Genomic DNA, 22,868 nt, shown 5'->3' with positions numbered 1-22,868 from the left:
CTCGTCTGCCATCGAAGGGGTTTCCGCTTCCGCATTTACAGGCCGCTCCCCGGCAAGGTCAAAAAAGATCAAGGTTTCAAGGCTCTCGAAGCGGTCCGCTGGAGCACCTCGGTAAAAATCCCTTTCATCGGCTCATAATTCCGGTCCAGACCTGCCTGAAATGCTGCAAAGTACGCTTCTTTCTTCTTTCCGCGGATGACTCCGAAATCCAGGGGAGGATATCCGGCCTGCACGGCCATGAGCGTAGCCAGCATCCTCGCTATTCTGCCATTACCTTCCCTGAACGGGTGGATCAGGATCAATTCCGTGTGCACGACGGCCAGCGCCTCTGCAACCGCCGACTCTTCCGTGAACAGACATGGAGTCTTGCTCCGCAACGGTCCCTTGTCAAGTTCCTCCATCAACCTGGGGATCTGGGCCGCGACAGCAAATGTGAATCCGCCCTTCGAAATATTGATCTGCCTGTACTTGCCGGCCCACTCGTAGATGCCCCCAAGCCACATGCGGTGCATCCTCGCGATGTCGGCAGACGAGAAGCGATGGTCCCGGCTGAATAATGACAGAAACTCTCGGAGTGCCCGGATATGAGCCTCCGCCTCGATCCGGTCCATCTCCCGCTTGCTCTTGATCCCTTGCAGGTTCAGCAGGACACGGCCTCTTGATCCCGGCTGGTATTTCGCTTCCGGAAGATCCGATGTTCTGTATCGCCCCGACTGCTTCATTTCATCCTTCGTCAACTCCACGTCTCGTGGCCATACGGCATTTTCGACAGCACGCCGTAAGGCGGACCGGCATGACAACGGTAAGGGCTCCCCTCCCCCTTTCAGTGGAAGAGATAGTTGGGCACCCACAGCACGAGGCCCTGGAAAAAGATCAGGCAGTAAAGCAGCACGATCATATACAGCAGATAGGGGACGCTCTCCCGGGCGATGTCCAGGATGGTCACCCCGGCAATGTATGCCGAGAGCATCATCGTGGTGCCGACGGGCGGCGTGATGAGGCCGACGGCCAGCGCGAAGACCATCATGACCCCGAAGAAGACGGGGTCGGCCCCGACGGCGTTCACCAGGGGCAGCAGCACCGGCCCGAAGAGCAGCACCGCGGGGGAGACGTCCAGCACGGTGCCCACGAGAAGGAAAACCGCCCCGAGGATGACCAGCAGGGTCGTCGGGGAGTCGATGACGCCGGCCAGAGATGCCGTGAGCTTCTGGGGGATCATGGAGTAGGCCAGAAGCCAGGTCAGAAGCCCCGCCGTCGAGATGACGACCATCACGACGGCCGAGGAGATGGCCGCGTTGAGCATCGAGTCGTAGAACCCCTGCCAGGTCAGCTCCCGGTCGATGATCCCCACCAGCAGGGCGTAGAGCACGGCGGCCACGGAGGCCTCCGTGGGCGTGAAGATGCCCGTCATGATCCCGACCAGGATGATGGCGACCATGATGAAGGCGGGCAGCCCCTTGAAGAACGCCGTGAGCAGCTCGCGGGCGGAGGCCCGGGGGAATTTCGGGTAATCCCGTTTCTTCGAGATGAACGTCGTGATGACGAGCATCCCCAGGCCGATGAGCAGGCCCGGGACGAGCCCCCCGAAGAAGAGGTCCCGGATGGAGAGGCTCGTGGCCGCCCCGGTGAGGATCATCGGGATGCTCGGGGGGATGATGATGCCCATCGTGGAGGCCGTGGCGTTGACGGCGCCGGCGAAACGGGGGGCGTAGCCCTGTTTCTGCATGGCCGGGATCAGGATGGATCCCAGCGCCGAGCAGTCGGCCACCGACGAGCCGGAGATGCCGCCCATGAACATGTTGGAGACGACGGTGACGTTGGCGAGCCCCCCCCGCAGGTGGCCCACCAGCGCGCGCGCCAGGTTGATGATGCGCTTGGCCAGGCCGCCCGCGCCCATGAGGTTCCCGGCCAGCATGAAAAAGGGGATGGCCACGAAGGGGAAGGAATCCACGCTGGCAAACATCCGCTGAAAGGCGACAAGGGGAGGAAGAGGGGTCTCGAGCGCGATGTAGGCCAGGGCCGTCAGGCCCAGGGTGAAGGCCACGGGAACGCCGAGGAGCAGCAGGGCGATGAATATGGCGGCGATGGTCATTTCGATTCGCCTCCCGTCCCCGAGGCGGGGCCGACAGCCCCGCCCTTTCTCATCCCGAAGAACTCGAGAGCGGCCTTGATCATCACCTCGAGGTTGACGATGAACATGAGCAGGCCGCTGACCGGCAGGGAGGCGTACACGTAACCCATCGGGTAGTGCAGGGCGCTGGAGCGCTGCATCATGGTCTTCTGCGTTAGCGCCCAGCCGTGAACGACCATCATGTAGAAGAAGTACGCCAGGACGGCCGCCCCGAGCATCTGCATCAGCGCCTGTTTTCGGCTGCTGAGCCTCTCCTTCAGCAACGTGATGCTGAGGTGAAAGCCCCTGCGGACGCACACCACGGAGGCCAGAAAGACCATCCACACCATCACGTGACGGCCCAGCTCCTCCGTCCAGTACAGGGACTGGTGGAAGATGTACCGGGCGAAGACCTGCGAGCCGATGGCGATCACCATGACGGCCAGCAGCCCGACGATCGTCCAGCGGATCGCGGCCTCGAGCATGTCCATGCACCGGGTCATGTCGATTCCCTCTTCCCCCCTTGTCATGTCAAGCAGTCAACGAAACACCGCACCGTGTCATTCCCGCGAAAGCGGGAACCCACAAAATGATGGGATGCCGGATCCGGTCCGGCATGACCGGGTTGTCCTGTGCCGATCAGTACTTCTCGCCGACCTTGCGGATCGACAGGTAGAGATCCTCGAAGCCGTCGTACTTCAGGAAGCTCTTGTAGACGTCCTTGGCGGCCTCGCGCCAGGGGGCGTTGTTGATCTTGGTGACCTTCATCTTCGCGAAGAGCTGCTTCTCGATGTCCGCGTTGATCTTCTTGAGCAGCGCATCGTTGAAGCGGGAGGCCTCGACGGCTGCCTGGGTAAGGGCCTTCTGCTGTACGGGGGTGAGCTTCTTGAACGTATCGTTGTTCATGACGATCATCATGAAGCCCACGAGGTGGTCCGTGATGGCGAGGTACTCGGTGACCTCGTAGAACTTGTTGGCCCAGATGACCCCCAGGGGGTTCTCCTGCCCGTCGACCGTCCCGAGCTGCAGGGCCGTGTAGACCTCGGTGAAGGCCAGCGGCGTGGGGGTGGCCCCGAGGGCGCGCCACGTCTCCAGGTGCGCCTGCATCTCGGGGACGCGGATCTTCATGCCCTTGATGTCGGCCAGGCTCTTGACGGGCTTCTTCGTGGTCAGCTCCCGCGGCGTGCGCATCACGTGGTAGAGGATGCGGATGCCGGTCTTCTGGATCAGGCGATCCCGGATCTTGTCGCCCACGGGCCCTTCCATGACGGCCCGCACGTGCGCCTCGTTCTTGAAGAGGAAGGGGAACTCGAGGATGGACATGGCCGGGTCGAAATTCTGGAGGATCCCGCCCAGGATCGCCCCGTTCACCGTGCCCACCTGGATGCCCTCGGCCACGTCCCGCTCGCCTCCGAGGACGCCGCCGACGACAACGTTGATCTTCAGGGTGCCGTTGCTGTACTTCTCGGCCAGCTCGCCGAACTTGACCAGGGTCTGGCTCTGGTGATCGACCGGCGCATAGGCCGATGCGAAGACCAGCTTGACCGGATCGGCCGCCCACGCCGACGGCACGGCCACCAGGACGGCCAACGTCAACACCAATGACAGCAGGGTTACGCGCTTCATTGCATCCTCCTTTGCAGGTTGAAGGTTTTCACGACGGCCTGCGGCCGCTTCGTTCCGCTATCTTCACGGGCCCCCGCCGCCGGGGGCCCGCAAAAATCCGTCTTCGCCTCTCACTGGTGCGCCATCTTCACGGCGTACTCGATGGCGTGCACGAGGCTCAGCTCGGAGGCGGTCCCCTTGCCCGCCTTGCCGAAGGCCGTGCCGTGGTCCACGGAGCTTCGGATGATGGGCAGGCCGAGGGTGATGTTCACCCCGCTGATGGACTCCCACCGCTGCCTCTGCTCGTCCCAGTTGAAGCCGACGACCTTGAGGGGGATGTGGCCCTGGTCATGGTACATGGCCACGACGATGTCGTAGAGGCCCCCCTTCGCTTTCGAGAACAGGCTGTCGGGCGGGACGGGCCCGTCGGCGTTGATCCCCTGTGCCTTCGCCTCCTCGATGGCCGGGATGATCTCCTCGATCTCCTCGCGGCCGAAAAGGCCGCTCTCGCCCGCGTGGGGGTTGAGGCCGGCCACCCCGATGCGGGGCTCGGCGATGCCGAGCTTTCGGCAGGCCTCCCGGGCCAGCTTGATCACCTTCAGCACCCTGTCCTTCTTGACCCGCTCGCAGGCTTCCCTCAGGGAGACGTGCGTCGAGACGTGGACGACGCGCAGGTTCTCGTGGGCGAGCATCATGGTGTAGTCCTGGGTGCCGGTGAAGTCGGCGTAGATCTCCGTGTGCCCCGAGTAGTGATGCCCCGCAAGGTTGATGGACTCCTTGTTGATGGGCCCCGTCACGGTGGCGTCGACTTCCTTTGCCAGGGCAAGCTCGATCACCTTCCGGACGGCCTCGAAGGCGGCGCGGCCCGACATGGCGGAGACCTTCCCGTACTCGAGCTTCTCCATGTCCACGTTCTTGAGGTCGTAGACGTCGAGGGTGCCGAACTCAAAGCGGGCGTCCTTCACCGCCGAGACGGCGTTGATCTTCAAATCGAGGCCGGTGATCCGCAGGGCATCCCGGATGGCGTTCGCGTCGCCCACGATGAGCGGCCTGCAGATTTCATAGGTCTCCCTGCGGGCCAGGGCCTTCACGGCGATCTCCGGGCCGATGCCCGAGGGGTCGCCCATGCTGATGCCGATGATCGGTTTCTTCGTCATACTTCGGTTCTCCTGCTGAATCGTATTGCCGCAGAAAGCGACAAGCAGGGCGTCCGCTGGACAAGCCGGGCACGGACCCCTTTCCGTCCGCGTCATTCCTGCGAAGGCAGGAATCCACGCAATCAGATGGATTCCGGATCGCGTCCGGAATGACAGGACCTGATTGCAGATGGCTCGTTGTGCACCCTGTTTGATCCCCTCGCCTGTCTGCCGCGGCAATGAAACCCTCAGGCGGCGCTTTCCGCCCCCGGGGAGACTCGAAACAATTTCAAGAAATCGACGGCCTTGCAGAGCGCGTCCTGTCCGCCGAAGGCGCCGGCCTTGGTCACTACGCCCAGGCCGGGGCACTGCCCGCCCTTGAGCACGCCCAGGGGAATGCCCGGGGCGACCTCCTGGATGACCGAGATGCCACTTGCGGACAGGCTGCGGCAGCAGCTCACGGCGATGTCGCCGCCGGTGAGCACCAGGCCGCCCAGCCCCGCGTGCAATGCGAGCCTGCGGCACAGCGACCCCAAGGCATCGGCCACCGCCTCGGCGCTCTGCCGGGGGGAGAGCCCCGACGAGCGGCCCTCCTCGATCGTCCGGGCGACGGCGTCTTCGCTTTGCGCGGAGACGATCACGACGTCCCTGCCGCTCTGCAGGGCGTTGACGGCAGCCTGAAAGCACCGATCCATCTCGTCCCGGGCAGATGCGGGCCTCAGGAAAGAGCAGGGGTCCGTCTCGATGGCCGCCACGTCGGGGCGCTGCCGAAGCAGGGCAACCTGGCCCCTCGTGACGCTGCTCACGCTGCCGGCGATCACCACGACGGGCCTGCGTTCTGCCGTCGCGGCGCCCAGTCCCAGTGCCAGGGGCAGGGATTCGGCGAGTCCCGCCGAGCCTACCCACAACACGGATTGTTCGAGCCGCGCGGCGGCCATCGCAATCATCGCAAGATGGTCGTCCTGCCAGGCATCGCAGACCACGACCTCGCAGCCCTCAGCCCGCAGCCCCCTCATCGCACCCAGGATGCCGTCGGAGCCGGCCAGCACGCTCTTGATCCCCACGTGCCCCACCCTTCGCCGGGTCTGCCCTGCGAGCAAGGTCGGGATGTGCGACTCGCCGACGGGGCAGACGGGGTCACGGGCGATCTCCGTCGCTTCCAGGGGCGCCCCCCCCAGCAGGTGGCGGCCGCCCACGGTGATGCGGCCGTTCTTGGGGAAGGCGGGGGCCACGACGGCCGTCTCGAAGCCGCAGACGTCCATCAGGGCATCGATCTCGGAGCCGAGATTGCCGCGCAGGGTGGAATCGATCTTCTTGTACAGGGCGCGGAACGGCCCCCGCTCCTTGAAGAGGCCGACCGCTTGCGCAACCTTTTCATACGCCTCGGCCGGGGTCAGGGCCCGGCTCTGCGTGTCGACGATCAAGACATCTTCGTCGAGGTCGGAGGGGGAATCGGGAAGGGAGATGAGGACGAGGGACTTGAGCCCCTGCTTGGCGAACTGGACGCCCGTGTCGTTGGCACCGGTCAGGTCATCGGCCAGGACTACAATTTTATTCCTCGACAGGCTCCGGTTGGCCATAGCGGGGGCAATCCACAGTGAACACGACGTGCAGCACGATTTCGAGGGTTCAAAATACATGCATTTGGGAAGGAAGGCAAGCCTGATGATGCCGAGGGTCGGCGAAGCCAACACACGGGGCCGGCATGGGGAGCAAATCTCCCCATCCTTCACCTCGAGACTGTATCGTTGTCATGAAAAATGCCGGATTCTGGTCATTCCCGCGAAAGCGGAAATCCAAGGCAAAAAAGGGGGACTGTCCCCATTTTCACTGTCCCCATTTTCACTTCTTGAAGAGGCGCCGCAGGAGAGATTTCTGCGCCTTCGCCTGCTCCTTCCAGGGGTCGAACTCGGCGGGCAGCAGGGCCACCACGTCGCTGCCCCGCATGCTGAACAGGTCGTGCGTCAGGTCGAGCTGCTGGACGACGTCGATGAAGCGGCGAAGGGTCCCCGGCTTGTCCTTGGCGCCCGCTCCCCGCTTGGCACGGCCCGTCTTGGGGTCGTGATAGAGCAGCGTAGCGGCCTCCATGACGCCGCGGTTCGCAAAGAGGGCCTGGCGGGAGGTCAGCTCGATGAAAAACTGGTTGGTCTGGTGCACGGGCCCGTAGAGCAGCAGCGCCGCGCTGTCCCCGTGCAGCTTGTAGGCATAATAGGGGCCGAGGAGGAGATGCCGATAGAACCTCCTGAAATCCGCGTCCAGAATATAACGATAATCCGGTCCCGCTGCGCGTCGTCCGTGCCGGTTCACGGGGCAGACCTGGTCGAAGTAGAACAGGGTGAGCCAGCTCCAGAGGCCCACCTGCCGCTCGACCTGGGCGTGGGGCAGGAGCCGGAGCACCTCGTTGAGGTACCGGCCCAGGGCGAGCTTGTTCGGGAAGGCTCTCTCCTCGACGGTGATCTCCAGGGGCACCTTCGCGGAGCACCAGGGGTCGGTCAGCAGCTCCAGCGGGGGCCTGCCCTGCCCGCCGCTGCGCAGGGCATCGAGGTAGTCCCGGTAGAGGGCGATGCCCTTCTCGTTGAGGGTTCTCAGCGGGGTGCTCATGGTTCAATCGTCCGCCTGGTGATGCCGCACGAAGCGCTCGACGACGCGCTGCGATGCGCAGAAGGCGTCCACGGCATCGTCGATCCACCGCCCCTTGTCCAGGATGACCTGCTCGTCTTCCCCCGACGGCGGGAGGGTCTTGCGCCCCATGAGGCTGAGGGCAAACCGCAGCCACAGGCTCATCCAGTCGTCGGGGTCCGTGTCAGGGTCCGTGTGGTCCTCGACGACCACGATGTGGTGCAGGATCTGCCGGACCACCTCGGGGTAGACGAGCGCCCGGAACGACTCGTCGGCCCGCGCGATTTCCCGGATCGGGTCGATCCGGCTGTTCAGAAGGAGGCTGGGCCACTCGCCGTCAAGGTCCAGCCGCCAGATTGCATTTCCCAGGTCAGCGAACTCGACGGGCAACAGGTAGCGCTTGCCGGCGTCCTCCTCCCCGGAGCGCCGCGGGAGGACGCGGTCCGCCACGGCCAGGATCCGGCCCCTGCCGTCGACGACCTTTACCCGGAAGAGCACGAAGGACAGGGCGTCCAGACCGTCGAGGGCCTGCCCCCGGGGCCAACGGGGCTGGGCGACGGTGCCGCAAGAGAACCTTCTCAGGTAGGCCCTTCGATAGGCCTCGACAAAGATCTTCGCGTCATGAGGCAGGGAGAGATCCCCCAGGTCGAGCGAGGCATCGAAAGCCAGGGCCCCGTCCGGGGCCGCGTAGAGGGCGATGCTGAGCCGCGAGCGCGGGATCTTGCGGCGGCCCGTGAAGTTGAACCTTCGGATCATGGGTTTTTGTCCCGTGTCGTGATGATCTTGATCTTCAGGTCGCGGTTGACGTCGAACCCCGTCACGGTCAACTGGAAGTCCGGCTGCTCGGCGGTGACCTTCAGGCTGTTGGGCTGCACGACACGGTATGTGCAGTGCGCCCCCTCGATGCGGATAGGGGGCTTTGCCAGGTCGAAGTCGAAGTCCCGGTAGAGCCGGAAGGGGTTCCCCTGACGGACGTCGTAGGCCATCTGCAGGTCGATTGTGCGCGGGTAGGTCTTCGCCTCGGGGTGCAGGGAGAGGCGGAACCCGCCCTTGAGGCGGCTCATCAGCAGTCTCGCCGGGGCCGCCGCCGGGGCCTCGGAGCCCCCCGAGACACCCGGGCCGGGAACATCCCCCGGCGCCCGGCGGTCCGCCCGGGTCTCCCTGCCCGGCTCGAGGTCGACGTAAAAGAGATCCCGGAGCAGCTTCGTGTCCCGCCCTTCGGCCGGCATGGAGAGAATCCGGATGATCTCGCGGGGACTGTTCTTGACGAACCGAAGGCAGGCCGGCCCCAGATTGTAGCGGTTCTTGAACTTGGGGGAGCGCTCCTGCCACTCCGTGTGGGCGGGGTTCTCGGAGTCGCCGAGGAGGCGCGACAGCGGCGGGTCGGCCGCAGAGACGATCACGCGCATACCCTTCTGGCGCTGCGAGGACACCCCGGTGACGGTGATCCCGTCGCGGATGAAGAAATCCTCGCCCCGGTCGATTCCCGCGTCCCGCTCCAGGAACAGCTTGAAATGGGAGTGCGCGATGCCCTGTTTTCTCGGCTCAACCCACAGGGGGATGTGAAAGGCGAGACGCTCGCCCTTCTCGAAGCGGTCCCGCAGTCGCGCCAGCTGCCCCGGCTCGAAGAGAGACTCGTCCCACTTCGGGGCGCGGCCCGCGGGCGGTTCCCGCAGGCACTCGAGGGCCGCGTCAGGCTGCGCAAGGCACCACCGGGCAAACTCCAGGCGGCGGACCAGCCCCCTGCGGTCCTCCCAGTCGGTGCCGGCGATGTAGGCAAAAAGGGTCTTCTCGTCCAGTACCTGCTCGTGGGCGCCGCCGGCGACGGTGACCGCCAGGCCGCCGGACAGGATGGGGAAGAAATACTGGTTGATGACGGAGCGGATGACCGACTCGATCTCGATCTCCTCGTCGGGATAGGGGACGATGACGGAGAGCCCCGGCTCGTCGACGCGCCGGATGGAGAAATCCCGGCAGAACCGCTCGATGTGCCCGGGGTCCTCCACGGGCAGGGCGAAGTCGTCCTCGAAGCGGCCGTAGTAGCCGTAGGGCGCGTACCGCCGGCCGTTGGACCGGTGGATCTTCAGGACGGACTGGCCCATCAGGAGGCGCCGGGTGTCGTCGTGCCGGACGGTGAGGCCGAAGAAGGAGTTGATGCGCGATGCGGCTTGAAAGACGGTCTTCCCCAGCCCCCAGCGGCCCCTCGTGGTGGCCCCTTCGACGGCCCGGCCGATGTTGCGCCAGAAGTAGTAGAAGTCATTCTTCTGGGCCGCGTCGTCCCGGCTGCCGTCGTCGCGGACATCGCCCGCAAGCCCTCGGGTGCCGAAGTCCTCGATGACGAGGAAGTCCATGGGCCGCCCGAAGTCGACCGCGTCGGCAAGCCCGCTGTCCTTCGCCTCGAGGTGCTCGCGCAGCCCGTGCAGGTAGCGCGCCGCGTCCTCTGCGCCGAGACGCTGCCCCGGGGACGGGAAGGTGATGACGATCCTCACCGTCTCGCCGGGCAGGGCCGCATCGAGCGAGTTCTGGATAGCCTCCCGGATCACCGCGTCGGGAAGGCTGCCCAAGACCTCCGTGGAGAAGAATTCGCCCTCGATAGGGTCCACGTTGATCTCGCCCCGCGACATGGGGCGGAATTTCCAGAGCGGCTGATTCATGATCGCAAGGCCGTTTCGAAAGCCTATTACGACAAATCGTGCGTGACGTCAATGCGTTGTTGTTCTTTCCATGTGCAATCCGGCGGCGGCGAGGCGGTTTCAGATTTTGACAAGCGGCGATGATTTCTATATGAAACGGGAAAGACCAGGCGGGCGGGTTGCGGTGCACCCGGCAAAGGAGAGAGTGCCATGCAGACTGCGGATTTGGAGAAGTACTGTGCGAAGGCCGTTGCGGAAGGCGTGACCCACGCGAAGGTGATCCACCCGGGCACGGTGGTCACGGCGGCGTGGGTGCGGATGAAATGCCTGTTCGGCTGCCCCTACCGGATGAGCCACTGCTGCCCGCCGACGACCCCCACCCCGGAGGAGACCCGGAAGGTGCTGGATTGCTACCGGCGGGCCATCCTCTTTCACATCGAGGCCCCCCGGACGCCCGAGCGGGGCAAGCGCAACATGGCCCTCTTCGATATGCTCGTGAAGATGGAAGGCGAGATCTTCAAGGACGGCTATTACAAGGCCTTTGTTTATCTCGCCGGCCCATGCCCCCTGTGCAAGGAGTGCGCGAAGGTGCAGGACAAGCCCTGCATCCAGCCCGGCAAGGCGAGACCCTCGATGGAGTCCTGCGGGATCGACGTGTTCCAGACGGCGCGAAACAACGGCTTCTTCATTCAGACCCTGAAGGAGAAGACGGAGACGCAGAACCTCTACTGCCTGATGCTGGTGGATTGAGCGGTCCCGTCGAAAACGGAGGGTGCAAGGGGGAAAAAGGTCAAGGGTCTCCTTTGACCCGCTGCGGGCTGGATGACCGGGGTTCCCGAGGGTCCCGTATCAGGGCACGCCTTCGATGATGTCCTCGAGCTTCTCGAAGTGGCTCTCAACCGCGTCGAGATACGTCTTCTGGATTGCCTTGTACTTCTTTGCCCACTCGCGGACCATGTTCTGCGACCCTTCCTGCAGGGCGCCGCTTTGCTGGATCATCTCCAGCATCGTCTCGCCCTGCTCCTGCATGGCCGCCATGGCCTTCATGTAGGCCTCCCACTGTGTTTTCCAGAACCGCAGGATTTCCTTGGATGCGCTTTTCATGACCCGTTACCTCCTTTCAAAGGATAGCGGCGGCGGGGCCCGACGCCCTCTCGGCCGGGTCGTCCCGCCGGTGCCACGAGCCCGCCCGGGAAACGGCAAACGTACGGAACGTTCCGGCGCACAGAAAACGGCGGCGTCGATCGAATGGGAATGCGTTTCGAGGTCAGGTACTGGCTGGAAGTAAGACCCGGGGGCAAGCAGCGTTTTATATAAATATACGCTGCCGGCCGGCAAAAGCAAGAACACAGGCCATGCGCAGGGGGTCGGGCCGCAGCGCGCCGGCATCCCGGCTCCCGCAGCAGGGTCTCACTGCCCCGGGCAGACCGTGGGGCGGGTGACGACGGCCCTGAGCGGCGAGGGCTGGGGGATGCCCGCGGCGTTGGTCATGGCGTGAAAGAGGTGCGTGTTGTCGATGAGCGGCGTGCAGGGGTACCAGCAGCCCTGGAACTGCCGAAGGTGCCTCGTCAGGGCCCCGTCTCCCATGGCGTAGATCGGAACGGGCTCGTTGAGGTGCCCCGTCGAGGTGTAGCGCACCTCGCCCCCGGGATAGCCGGGGCACCAGGCCGCCCGGTCGGGGCAGAGACCCGGTGCCTGTGCGGGCAGGCGGCCTTTGCCGAGCCTGCGGGTCTCGTCGAATTGGATAGCGCCCGTTGCATGGTCCGAGGTGACGATGAGCAGCGTGTTGGCCCAGGTGATGTCGTCGCCCGCCCTGTTGACGAAATCGACGGCGGCCCGTACGGCCTCGTCGAGGTCCCACATCGTCCCGATCATCCACGCGTAATCGCCGGCATGGTTGGCCCAGTCGATATCGCCCTGCTCGACGAGGAGGAAAAACCCGTTCTTGTTGCGGCTCAGCACCTTCAGGGCGGCGAGGACCGCCTCCCTCAGCAGCGGGTTCTCGATCGAGGCCCTCTTCACGGCCGCCGTGCCGTCATTCGACGGGACGGGCGGCTCGAAATTGCCCCCCTCGCCGCCGAAGAGCCCGAAGAGTTTCCTCTTCTCCCGCACGGAGCGGGCCGCAGCCTCCTTCAGGGCCCTGCCCCCGTCAACACCGTTCTGGCGCTCGACAAAGACGTACGCCCCGATCCTGCCGTCCCGGGCATCCTCGTAGAGGGAAGCCGACAAAAACTTTTCGCCGCTGCGGGAGGGATGTCCCCCCCCGATGACGACATCGGGCTGCACGCTGCGTATGATCTCGTCGGCGATCGCGTGCCGGTTGCGGCGGCTCTTGTTGCGGCTGGCGTGCGCCGCGGGGGTTGCATCGGAAAAGGGCACCGTGGTGACCAGGCCGATCGAGCAGCCCTTTTTCTGCCGCAGCAGCTCGGTGATCGTCGTGAGGGCGCCCCCGTCCGGGTCGCCGGGGAGCCAGGCGACGTTGCCCGAGTCGGTCTTGTGGCCCGTGGCCCAAGCCGTCGCCGTCGAGGCCGAGTCGGCCCCCTGCCCGCCGCCTTCGGGCGCGCGGCAGGTGTAGCGGGCGCCGCCGGGCGATGCGGGGGGCTTCCCCGCGGGTGCCGCGTCGCAGCCCGCCTTCGGGTTGATGGCCGAGGGGTTGTAGGGCGGCAGGCCCAGGCGGGGCGCCTGGCGGTTGTACACGGTCACGTCCCAGGTGGCGACCCAGCCCCGGTACGGAAAGGCATGGAACGAGAGCCCTTCGTCCCGGCCGAAGAGGTAGCGGGATGCGGCGATCTCGTTGTCGGCCTGCATGCCGTCGCCGATGACGAGGATGATGTGCTTGGCGACAGGTGCGGGTTCCCCGGCGTGGGCCGCGCCGGCCAGGGAAGCCAAGAAGAGGGCAAACAGGAAGAACCGACCTGGGGCCGATTGGGGTCTCATCCGTTATCCGCAGCGCTGATCTCGACGCCGGAGGCGCCCTGGCAGGACCGCCGACGCGGGGCGCATTATAGCACAGCACCGCAAGAGAAATCCTCCCCGGCCCTTCCCCGCGGGTGAAGGCCGGGGACGGCTGCATGCTACTTGCCGTCCTTGCCCAGGTTGAGAGCGCCTGCGGGCGCCCCTGTCGTGTTGTAGCGTTTGTAGCATCCCCTGGCGCACTCGCTGCCGCCGTCGGGGAAGTGCCGCCAGCAGCCGAAGCCCTGGTTGATGCAGGGCCCGTTGGCAAGCTTCGCGCAGCTGGGCGAGGCATCGGAGGGCTTGGGGTTGTAGGAGACGGCCACGCTGGAGGTGGCCGAGCTGTTGCAGCGGCACAGGCAGTCCAGCACGCCCTGGCGCTCCTTTTCCGTGAGCGCCTCCCAGGCCTTCGGCGGGGGCGGCGGGGGGTCCCTCTTCTCCGGGGGTTTCTGGCCGCTTTGCGTCTGGGTCGACGCGGGCTTCGTCTCGGGCGGCCTGGCGGACGGCTTCGTCTCTTCTCTTTCGACGACGACGGTGTGCCGCGCGTCGGCGAGTTTGACGTACTTGCCCCCCTCCTTCGCGAAGAGCTCGGCCAGGTAGGTGTAGGTGCCTGGGCTGGTCTCGGCGGTGGAGAAGGAGGGCGCGCCGCCCACGCGCCTCCCCGATTTCGCCCAGCCAACGGCGAGCCGGCTCGAGGGGACGGTGGCGCCCACGATCTCTGCGTTGAGGCTGAAGCGCTGGTTGACCTTCACCTTCGCCGGGCCGCTCACCCGGAGGCTGCCGCGGGGCACGTCCTCGACGATGCTGAAGGTGTCCGTAACCGTGCTCTCGAAGCTCCTGCGGTAGCCGCCCAGCAGGGAGTGCTCCTCCACGTCGGCCGAGACGACGGCGGCCGTGAGGCTCAACTCGTGCCGAAGGGCCGCGCTGTGGCTTCCAAGGGCGCGGTAGGTGTAGGTCTTCGACGAAGGCGAGTACTCGGCGCCGAGCCACTTGCCGTCCACGGCCATCTGGTACTTCTCCCAGACGAACAGCACGTCACCCCCCTTGCCCTCGAGGGCCCTGAGGGCGGCATTCATCTTCGCGAAGACCTCGTTCATCCGGTCGCGGTGTTGCGACGTCGAGGCGGAGATCGTCACAACGGCGGCCTTCTTGCCGCCCCCCTGGTCGCGCAGGGGCACCTCGCCGGAGGGGCTGAAGGTGAGGACGGGGCGGTTGCCGGCCACGAGGCGCAGGTAGTCGCGGTAGTGCTGGTTGAACTCCCCGATCCAGGCCAGGCGCTGCTCGCGCCAGCGCGAGACGACCTCGTCTGCGCACTTGTTGTAGACCGCCTTGGCCACGTTGGGGTCCGAGACCATCCGGCCGCCCTCCTCGCGGTAGGAGGCATTCGTGGCCTGGTACCAGATGAAGCTCATCATCCTGCTGCGGCCGTCGGGCGTGTCGGGGAATCGCCGGGCCATCTGCTCGATCGTCATCCCCTTGTGCTCGCTCTCGCGGCCCTTGACCATGGATATGCCCTCGACGAGGCTCGTGCACTCCTGGAAGCCCGCGACGGTGTTGTAGGCCCCGGCGCGGGCGGCCTCGAGGGTGCAGACGGCCATGTCCATGGCCAGCCCCGGCGCCAGGCCGGCGATGTAGCCCAGCTCGGGCAGGGCCGCCAGGGCCCCGGAGCGGAGGTCCTCGGCGGCCATCCCGGCCACGTAGTGGGTCCGGGCGTAGTAGCCGAAGAGCTGCAGGCCGCGCAGCAGCTTGTCCGTGGGCACCTTGCCGGCGTACTTCCAGAAGGTCCCGCGCAGCTTCGCCCACTTGCCGAGGTTTTCGTTGAGGATGCCCTTGAGCAGCTCGCGGTTGCCCGGGTTGGCCTCGCGGGAGAGCTTCTCGAGGAGGCTCAACTCGCGCCGGGCCCGCTCGACGGCCTCGCGGATGGCGGCGGGGTCCTGCACGGCGCCCCGGGCGATGTCGTCGAGGTAGTCGGCGCGCATGCCCACCCGCTCGATGCTGCGGGCCTTGTTGAGCGACTGCCGGAGGCGCTCGACGTGCTTGGAGGCCTTGGCGGCGCCCTCGGTGTCGAGCTTCTCCAGGGCCTTCTGCGCCCACTGGTTGCCCTTGTTCACCTCGCCCGCCGTGGTGAAGATGTCGAGGCCCTCCTCGAGGTGCACGAGGTCCGTGGCGCCGGCGACGACGCGTCCCGACTTCTGGTCGATGAAGAAATGCCTGCCCGCCTTCGTTTCGTAGTGCTGGGCGTAACCCTTGGCCCCCTTGCCCCAGAGGCCCTCGACGGGCTCGTTGCCGAGGCTCGGGGCCGCGTTGAGTTTCTTGAACCTCGCGGCGGCCTCGTCGGCGTTCTCCACGCCGGCCATGACCTGGTTGGGCGGGTAGACGTTCGTGCTGCCGACCAGCTTCTCGATCTCGGCCTGGCTCAGGCCCCTTGCCCTGCCTGCGGCCCTGATGTTTTCCTTCAGGGCGCCCTGGAAGTCCTTCCACCTCTGGACCAATTTCGCCTCGTCCGTCTCGCCGGGGATGATGACCCGCATGTCGTGATCCGACGTGCCGCCCGTGAGCGGCCCCCTGTACTTGGCCTGGCTGATCCAGGAGCCCACGCCTGCCGCCTCGGTGCCCGTCTTCTTGACGGTCTGCCTCACTGCGTCGTTCATGATCTCGAGGGCGAGCTTGTCTTTCTCGGCAACGGCCGCAAAGGCCCCGGGCGCTGCGACAAGGAGCATAAGGAAGACGGCGGAAAGGACGGCGGCAACAACAAGGGCGGGGCGGTTTCTCATGGGCTGACGGACTCCAAAGTCGGTTTTCCGGGGTGCCTGTCCGGGGGAGAGGCGCCCCGGGGGCAGAGGATGCAAAATCCATGCGGAGGGATGAGCGGAAAAAGGAGGCGGCCCAAAGAGAAATCCCCCGTCGTTTACGGGGGATTTGCTCGATTGACTGCCCGGTGATGCCCCGATCAATCCGATACGGTAAGCACGGCCGAACCCGATATCTTGCCCACCCTGGCGGTGATGGTCGCCCTGCCCGCTTCTCCGCCCGTCGTGAGACCCCGCTCCTTCTTCGCGTTGGAGACCTTTGCGACTTTATTGTCCGAGGACTTCCAGACGGCCGACCGCGTGATGTCCAAGGTTGTGCCGTCGGAGCAGTGCCCCGTCGCGGTGAACCGCAGGGTCTCGCCGCCCGAGACGCCCGCGCGGTCCGGCGACACCGTGATGGCCACGAGGCGCGCCTCGCTGACCGTGAGGGTCGTGCTGCCCCAGACGCTGCCCAGAGTGGCGAAGATGGCCGTCGACCCGGGCCCGACGGCGGTGGCCAGCCCGCTGGAACCCGCGGCGTTGCTCACGGTTGCCACGAAGGGGTCCGTCGATTTCCAGGTCGCCTGCTGCGTCAGGTCCTGGACGGTGCCGTCTGAGTAGAGACCCGTGGCGCTGAATTCCAGGCTCGTGTCCGTGGGGATGACGGCATCGGCGGGGTCCACCTCGATGGATACCAGCATGGCCGCCGTCACGGTGAGGGTGACCGCCGAGGTCACGGCACCGAAAGTCGCGCCGATCGTCGTCTGCCCGACGGCGAGGGCCGTGGCCAGGCCGTTGGTGCCCGCCGCGTTGCTGACAGAGGCCACGGAGAGATCGGAGACGCCCCAGGTCACGTCCTTCGTGACATCCTTGACTGAGTTGTCACTATACGTTCCCGTCGCGGTCAGCTGCAGGGTCGTCCCCTTGGCAAGGCTGGGTGTTTCCGGTGAAATGTGAATGGAAACCAGGGCCGCCTCGGTGACCGTGAGGTCAGTGCTCCCTGTCACCCCGCCCATCTCGGCGACGACGGCGGCAAAACCGACGGCGAGGGCCGTGGCCAGGCCGTTGGTGCCCGCCGCGTTGCTGACGGCAGCCACCGAGGGGTCTGTAGAAGTCCAGGTCACCTGCTTGGTCAGGTCCTGGGCGGAATGATCGGAGTAGATGCCCGTGGCGGTGAACTGCTGGGTTGTCCCCTTGGGAAGACCGGGGGTTGCCGGCGTCACCTCGATGGAGACGAGAACCGCCCCGGTGACCGTGAAGTCCGTGCTGCCCGTCACTCCGTCGAGGGAGGCTTCGATCGTGGCCATGCCGGTCCCGGCGGCGGTGGCGAGCCCCCGGCTCCCGGCCGAGTTGCTGATGGAGGCCACGGAGGGGTCGGAGACCGTCCAGGTGACTTGCTGCGTGAGATCCTGTTTCGTCGCATCGGAGAAGATGCCCGTGGCGGTGAACTGCCGTGTCGTCCCGAGCGGCGCCTCCGCGCTGACGGGGGTGACCTGGATGGCAACCAGGGTCGCGTCCGTCACGGTGAGCGTGCCGCTTCCCGCAACGCCTCCCCACACCGCGCCGACGGTCGCGGTTCCCCGGGCCCTGGATCTCGCCTGACCGTTGTGCACGGTGGCAACCCGGTCATCCGAAGAGGACCACACGACCGATGCAGTCAGGTCCTTCTTGCTGCTGTCCGAGTAGATGCCGGTGGCCTTGAGTTGCGTTTCCGTCCCGAGGGCGATGACCGGGTTGGCGGGCGTGATTTCGATGGCAACGAGCACGGCGGACGGGGCAGCCGAACCCGCCCCGACGCTGCCGCTGCCCCCTCCGCCGCCGCAGGACGTCATCAGGGCCAGCAGCAGGACCGACAACAGGATCGCTGCAGCCGTGTCTCCTGTCTTCTGCTGTGTCTTTACTGTCTTCAACATGGCAATCACTCCTCTTGCCCCACCGCCGGTCGCATCGAGCGTGCCGGGTGTCGGAGAAGAATAATCGCCAATGAAATTAAATAGATACGGATAATACCGGCCGCTGGGGAGTCAACGGCAGACGTGCCAATATGGCACAGCGGATCTGAATTCGGCGTGAAACAGGCGGGTTATACGCTGGAGGTCATTCCGGGATGGTCGGATCCGGCAGGCCGAAAGGGGATAGCCCCTCGTTGAGCAGGCGGGTTTCGACCGGATATAAACCCATGGCGGGTTTGCTCGGGGAGGCCCTGCGCTCGAAGGCGCTCTCCCAAGGAACCCGTCCGGAGAACCACGGAGGATCAGGCCGCTGCGGCGGCCGCTGCGCTCCGCCGACTCACCGGGCGCCGCTTTCCCCTCGAGGGGTCTTTACATCGGGCCAACCCGTTCCGCTGATGGTCAGGCGCCCGTTGCTTCTCATGAGGAGGAAAAGTTTCTTCAATTCTGCGGAGGCATTCTCGACGACCAGTTCGCCCCCGCTCGCCCGCAGCCAGTTGAACATCGCGATGATCGTCTCGAGGCCAAGGGGATCGATCGTCTGCACGCGGGCGAGATCCAGGACGAGTCTGTCTGTTTTCTTCCCGATCAAGCCCTGGATTTCCCTGCGCAAAGCCTGCGCCTCGTCGGCCACGAGATCCTGCCCCGGGGTCACGTAGACGGTCCTGATGGCCTCGTTGCGGCTAACCAGCATCAGCCCCGCTCCCCGTCCGGATGCCTCGATACGCCGTAGGACAAGCCGGGCGCCTCGGCCCCAGGTTCTGCCGCAGGCGCGGCATCAACGGCCTGCATTTCCTTGACAAAGGCGACGGCAAACTGCCCCGGCCCGGACCTGACCACCTTGCCGCGGAACGTGTGGCGCGGGTCGATCATCGCCTCCAGCGGGTCGGTTTGCAGAAAGAAGATCAGGCGGACATCCGTCCCCGCAGGCAGGCCGCACTGGGCGCGAAAGAGCGCACCGCCGGCGGAGACGTCCACCGTTCTGAGCAGGAAGATCAGGTTACCCGACTGCCCGGCTGCCTCCTTGACGGCAACCGGGAGATCCAGGGCATATCGCTTGTGCTTTCTCATCGCGAACGTGACTCTTCGCCCGGCCCTTCGGCCCCGTGCAGGATCAGGTTCCCTCCCCTTCCATGCACCGGGCGCGAAATGCCGTATGCAGTGTATACGGCACGGCCATCCGGGACAATACCGACAGATTACGCAAAGATTACGGGAAAATGTGCGTAGCGGCCTCAGGGAAGGGTGTAGAGATAGGAGCGCAGGTTGACGTTCTTGCTCTTCAGGCCGAGCTTCTTGCGGATCCGGTCGCGGTAGTACTCGACGGTCCGGGGCGAGAGGTTGAGCAACTTGCCGATTTCCTTTGTTGTTTTGTCTTCCTTGATGTATTCGACGATCCGCATCTCGATGGGCGTGAAGGACGCCTGCGCAAGGCCCGCCGCAGTGCCGGACGCAGAGAACATCTTCCGGGCATTCATCTCGACAATGTCCACATAGGCGCTTTGGCGGGGAGTCAGCCCCGATCTTCTCAGCTTCTCGAGGCTCGGCATGATGAGTTTCCGGAAGTTGGCGAGGAACTGCTCCTCGAGTTCCCTCCGGTCCTCCTCCCGGTGGCGCAGCAGGACCTTCATGGCGATGTTGGCCTCCTCGAGACGCCGCGCACGGTCTCGCAGCTCCGAGATATCCCGTGCCACTGCGAGAACGGCCTGCACGTGCCCTCCCGCGTCCTTCAGCGGGACGAGGTTCACGCTGTACCAGCCCTCGGAGCCGTCTCTGCCGGCAACGTAGGGACCCTCGACGCTCTGGGCACAACCGGTTTCGAAGACGGCACGCAGGAGTTCTTCCTGCCGGGTGCGCCGTTCGACGGGCACGTCGACATCCCTGCGGGAACGGCCGATGAGTTCCTCGCGGCGCCGGCCGATGATCTCGGCCGCGCGGGTGTTCACGTAGACGATTCGGTCGTCACGGTCGATGACGAAGATCAGGTCCTGCGAGGCCTCTGCCAGCAGGCGGTAGCGCTCTTCGCTCTCCCTCATGGCCGCCTCGGCACGTTTTTTCTCCGTGATGTCCAGCGCAATCCCGCCGAGAAGCGGGGGCTTCCCCTCCCTGCCGATGGGGAACTTGCGCGTCTCGAAGACACGGTGCTCGCCCGTCGCCAAAGGAATGACCTCTTCCACCACGATCGGCTTCCCCTCACCGAGCACCCGCCTGTCATCATCCCTGATCTTCGCGGCGACCGCTGCGGGGAAGTTCTCCAGGGCATCGCGGCCGGTCCAGTCCTGCGAGCCCATGAGGTCGTTCATGTAGGCATTGGTGAAGAGAACCCTGCTTTTTTCGTCCTTGATGAAGGCCAGGGCCGGCAACTGCGACATGAAGGTCCTGAAACGCTCCTCGCTGTCCGCAAGCCGGGTGACGGCGTCCCGCTCGCGCGTGATATCCCGGCCGATGGACAAAAACTCCAGCAGGTTTCCCGCCTCGTCGAATGCGGGGGCATCGACCCACTGCATCCACATGTTCCGGCCGTCGGGGCCTGTGACTTCGTGCTCGTAAAAGGCCACTTTCGGTTCGGCAACCAGGTTCTCGTAAAAGGACCGGACCTGCTCCCGGACATCGGGCGGTATGAGGGTGAGCCATGAGCTGCCCAGCAGTTCCCGTCGCGACTTGCCGGTGAGGCGGCAGTAAGCGTCATTGACAAAGGTCAGGGTGGTGTCGGGCAGCCAGAAGCATATCGCTTCGGTCTGCAGCCCCACCATGGTCTCAAAGCGCGCCTGGACTCTGGGACCGGTCCCTTCGATGTCCCTGTGGGCGGTCAGGTCCCTGACGCTGCAACGCAGGCCTAGGTACCGCCCGTTCTCGTCGCGCAGCGGCCTGCAGGCATGCTCGACCCAGCGCTCGCACCCGTCCCGGCAGATCACGCGCAGTCTCAGCCGGGCGGGTGCTCCATCGCAGGATGCCTGTCGCAAATGCTCCAGGAAGGATTCCAGATCGGAAGGGTGGATGATCTCCTCCAGAAGACGGGGGTTGGAAAGGAACGCCTCGGGGGCGTACCCGGTCAGGTGCTCGCATGACGGGGACACGTAGGAAAACCCTTTTTCGTCCTTCAGGTATTCCCAGCTGAAGGAGGTGTCGGCAATGAGCTTGAACATGACCGTGATATGCGGATTACCCTAAATTTTATCCTGCCACCAATAACGCATACCGGTCATCATTTCAACATATATTTAACATTATCGGGTGCTTGTCTGGTTTTTTCTGTGGACATCCGTTTATCGCAAACCCCACTGTGTCTCCGTAGTTCACGGGCAATACATCAACCTCCCGGATAGAGGGTTTGCCGCGTCGCAAGCCACGGGGAAATGGATAGAAGAGAGGGGACGGGTGATGGGCGGTCAGCCGCCGGGTTTCGAGGCAGGGAGGAAAGGGCTCAAGGAAATATCGCGGCTGGGGAGTGGTGCCGTGCACGGGATCATTTCAGGAGCCGTTTCATCGCGTCGCCGACGCCCTTCAGGACGCGGCCGCCCGGGACGATCAACGACTCGCCCGTTTCGACGACACCCAGGCCGAGCCGTTTGGCGAGGCCGACGGCAAGGCGGCTTACCATGCTCTCCTGCAGGCTGAACCGGGGGTTGTCGAGACTGCCCTCCACGACGAAATCGAGCTCGATCCGGTTGTTGCCCGTCTCGAGGGCGCTGATGACGAGACTCCGGGGCACGCCCAGGAACCGGTCGGCCAGCCCCTTGCCCGCCGGGAACTGCAGATCCCGCAGCACGGAGCGCACGGGCGCCTTGAGCATCCGGTTTCTGATGGCCAGATCCACGTCCATGTCGAGAAAGCCCCGGGAGATGTCGACGTCGCCCTTCTTGAGCAGGTAGGGCTTGACGGCCGTCAGATCGAGCCCGCGAAGCGACCCCGCGGCCCCGGTGTCCAGGGTCTTCAGCGCGGTGGTGCCCGAGGCATTCAGAACACCTGTGCCCCGGGGCCCGGGCAGCCGGGCCGAGAGTCGCCAAGCCGTGTTGCTTCCGTCGGCAGGGAAGGCCAGCCGGTCGGCCGTCATCTCGATGTCGGTCACACGCACGGGATGGGGCGGGCGCGAGACCTTGCCGTCCAGGTAGAGCAGGTCGCCGCCCTCGACCCTGAGGTTTTTCACCACGACGGGCAAAGAGGCCTTCGCGTCCTCGCCCTCCTTCGCCTTGCCCTTTTGCGGCTCCGGCGCGGCGGCCGGCAGCGGGGAGACGACCTTGCCCTGCCGGTCCGTCTGCACGCGCAGGGCAGGCTTGACGAGCACGAGGTCGGACAGGGTCAGGGGCCCCTGCGCTCCCTCCGAGGCCGCCGCGAAGCGCACGGCTTCCACGCGTGCCGCCGGTTCGCCGCCGGCCGTGCCCGGGAGGGCGAGACCGCGCCCCTCGAACCGGCCGTTGAGGGCCAATGTCCCGAACTGGACGGTCCCGCTGCCGCTTGCCGAGCCCGTCACCGGGCCGTCGGCGATCTCGACGCGGACGTCGAACGCCGAGGGGGCATCACGGAGCGGATAGGCGAGGCCTTCGAGAACCAGGTCGATCTTCCGGAGCTCGACCCGGTTGGGCTCCGGCCGCCTCCGATCCACCAGGGTCAGGGCACCCTGCCGGATCTCGACCCGGCCGACGCTCACGGGGCCCGGCGCCGAGGCGGAGGCGGCGGCCGGCTTCTCCCCGGGGAGGGCGGGCGACACCCACTGACCGCGCTCGTCGATCTCCACCGCGAGGAACGGCTCCTCGATGACGACACTGGCAACGGAGAGGCCGGACTTCAGCAGGGAGAGAAATTCCGGTCTCAGGACGATGCGCCGGGCCTGTGCGGTGACGCGGCCATCCTGCATCAGGCGGGGCCCGTTGGCCTCGATGCGGTTCCACCCCAGGACGAGGCTCTCGACGGCGAAATTCTCGCCCAGGGCCTTGCGCAGCTCGCGCTCGAGGATCCGGTTCGCCTGGCTGGCGAGAATGAGGATTGCGGCGACGAGGGCAACCGCGACGGCGCCGCCGATGAGGAGGAGTCTCTTGCGCGTTCGGGTTTCCATGTCGTCCTGCAGCCCCCGGCGG

At 65.6% G+C, this 22,868-nt stretch carries 18 protein-coding genes; 1 reads left to right on the top strand and 17 read right to left on the bottom strand.

Annotated elements, in window-relative coordinates:
* Positions 1–68 precede the first annotated feature (68 nt).
* From HPY67_07085 to HPY67_07045, 9 genes are all read right to left on the bottom strand, one after another.
* Positions 69–737, bottom strand: coding sequence for a cell filamentation protein Fic (locus HPY67_07085; GenBank protein NPV04478.1), 669 nt, complete (start codon positions 735–737; stop codon positions 69–71).
* A gap of 86 nt (positions 738–823) precedes the next feature.
* Positions 824–2,092 (bottom strand): TRAP transporter large permease, encoded by a 1,269-nt coding sequence (locus HPY67_07080; protein NPV04477.1) that lies wholly within the window; start codon positions 2,090–2,092, stop codon positions 824–826.
* The gene (locus HPY67_07075; GenBank protein ID NPV04476.1) at positions 2,089–2,613 is read right to left on the bottom strand and encodes a TRAP transporter small permease; all 525 of its coding nucleotides are present in this window, start codon (positions 2,611–2,613) and stop codon (positions 2,089–2,091) included. The genes HPY67_07080 and HPY67_07075 overlap by 4 nt, the downstream gene beginning before the upstream one ends.
* 136 nt (positions 2,614–2,749) lie before the next feature.
* Positions 2,750–3,736: a TRAP transporter substrate-binding protein gene (locus tag HPY67_07070; protein ID NPV04475.1), complete on the bottom strand. Its 987-nt coding sequence runs from the start codon at positions 3,734–3,736 to the stop codon at positions 2,750–2,752.
* 110 nt (positions 3,737–3,846) lie between these two features.
* Positions 3,847–4,872: a 4-hydroxythreonine-4-phosphate dehydrogenase PdxA gene (pdxA, locus tag HPY67_07065; protein NPV04474.1), complete on the bottom strand. Its 1,026-nt coding sequence runs from the start codon at positions 4,870–4,872 to the stop codon at positions 3,847–3,849.
* Between the two features lie 227 nt (positions 4,873–5,099).
* Positions 5,100–6,431, bottom strand: coding sequence for a four-carbon acid sugar kinase family protein (locus tag HPY67_07060; GenBank protein NPV04473.1), 1,332 nt, complete (start codon positions 6,429–6,431; stop codon positions 5,100–5,102).
* A 262-nt stretch (positions 6,432–6,693) separates the two neighbouring features.
* Positions 6,694–7,452 carry a hypothetical protein gene (locus tag HPY67_07055; protein ID NPV04472.1) on the bottom strand — a complete coding sequence of 253 codons (759 nt, stop codon included), beginning with the start codon at positions 7,450–7,452 and terminating at the stop codon, positions 6,694–6,696.
* 3 nt (positions 7,453–7,455) lie between these two features.
* Positions 7,456–8,226, bottom strand: coding sequence for a hypothetical protein (locus HPY67_07050; protein NPV04471.1), 771 nt, complete (start codon positions 8,224–8,226; stop codon positions 7,456–7,458).
* Positions 8,223–10,124, bottom strand: coding sequence for a hypothetical protein (locus HPY67_07045; GenBank protein ID NPV04470.1), 1,902 nt, complete (start codon positions 10,122–10,124; stop codon positions 8,223–8,225). Before HPY67_07045 ends, HPY67_07050 begins: the two co-directional genes overlap by 4 nt.
* A gap of 189 nt (positions 10,125–10,313) precedes the next feature.
* On the opposite strand from HPY67_07045, the gene HPY67_07040 reads away from it, so the two are divergent.
* Positions 10,314–10,853, top strand: coding sequence for a DUF2284 domain-containing protein (locus HPY67_07040; GenBank protein NPV04469.1), 540 nt, complete (start codon positions 10,314–10,316; stop codon positions 10,851–10,853).
* 99 nt (positions 10,854–10,952) lie between these two features.
* On the opposite strand, the gene HPY67_07035 is transcribed toward HPY67_07040, so the two are convergent.
* The 8 genes from HPY67_07035 to HPY67_07000 all read right to left on the bottom strand — a co-directional run bounded on the left by HPY67_07035 (position 10,953) and on the right by HPY67_07000 (position 22,846).
* A complete protein-coding gene (locus HPY67_07035; GenBank protein NPV04468.1) occupies positions 10,953–11,207 on the bottom strand; it encodes a hypothetical protein in 255 nt (84 codons plus the stop codon).
* A 306-nt stretch (positions 11,208–11,513) separates the two neighbouring features.
* Entirely contained in the window at positions 11,514–13,040 is a 1,527-nt protein-coding gene (locus HPY67_07030; protein NPV04467.1) for an alkaline phosphatase, read from the bottom strand.
* Positions 13,041–13,177: 137 nt separating this feature from the next.
* Positions 13,178–15,829 (bottom strand): hypothetical protein, encoded by a 2,652-nt coding sequence (locus HPY67_07025; protein ID NPV04466.1) that lies wholly within the window; start codon positions 15,827–15,829, stop codon positions 13,178–13,180.
* Positions 15,830–16,005: 176 nt separating this feature from the next.
* Complete coding sequence (locus HPY67_07020) at positions 16,006–17,757, bottom strand: hypothetical protein (protein NPV04465.1); 1,752 nt, start codon at positions 17,755–17,757, stop codon at positions 16,006–16,008.
* 376 nt (positions 17,758–18,133) lie between these two features.
* Complete coding sequence (locus HPY67_07015) at positions 18,134–18,487, bottom strand: STAS domain-containing protein (protein ID NPV04464.1); 354 nt, start codon at positions 18,485–18,487, stop codon at positions 18,134–18,136.
* The gene (locus HPY67_07010) at positions 18,487–18,864 is read right to left on the bottom strand and encodes a PilZ domain-containing protein (GenBank protein NPV04463.1); all 378 of its coding nucleotides are present in this window, start codon (positions 18,862–18,864) and stop codon (positions 18,487–18,489) included. The genes HPY67_07015 and HPY67_07010 overlap by 1 nt, the downstream gene beginning before the upstream one ends.
* A 164-nt stretch (positions 18,865–19,028) precedes the next feature.
* Positions 19,029–20,939 (bottom strand): PAS domain S-box protein, encoded by a 1,911-nt coding sequence (locus HPY67_07005; GenBank protein NPV04462.1) that lies wholly within the window; start codon positions 20,937–20,939, stop codon positions 19,029–19,031.
* Positions 20,940–21,259: 320 nt separating this feature from the next.
* Complete coding sequence (locus HPY67_07000; GenBank protein NPV04461.1) at positions 21,260–22,846, bottom strand: DUF748 domain-containing protein; 1,587 nt, start codon at positions 22,844–22,846, stop codon at positions 21,260–21,262.
* Positions 22,847–22,868 lie beyond the last annotated feature (22 nt).

It is taken from the genome of Syntrophaceae bacterium (assembly GCA_013177795.1).
Classification (GTDB): Bacteria; Desulfobacterota; Syntrophia; order Syntrophales; family UBA2192; genus UBA2192.
The sequence above is the reverse complement of the archived record's forward strand: the minus strand, read 5'-3'. Positions and strand labels throughout refer to the sequence as shown.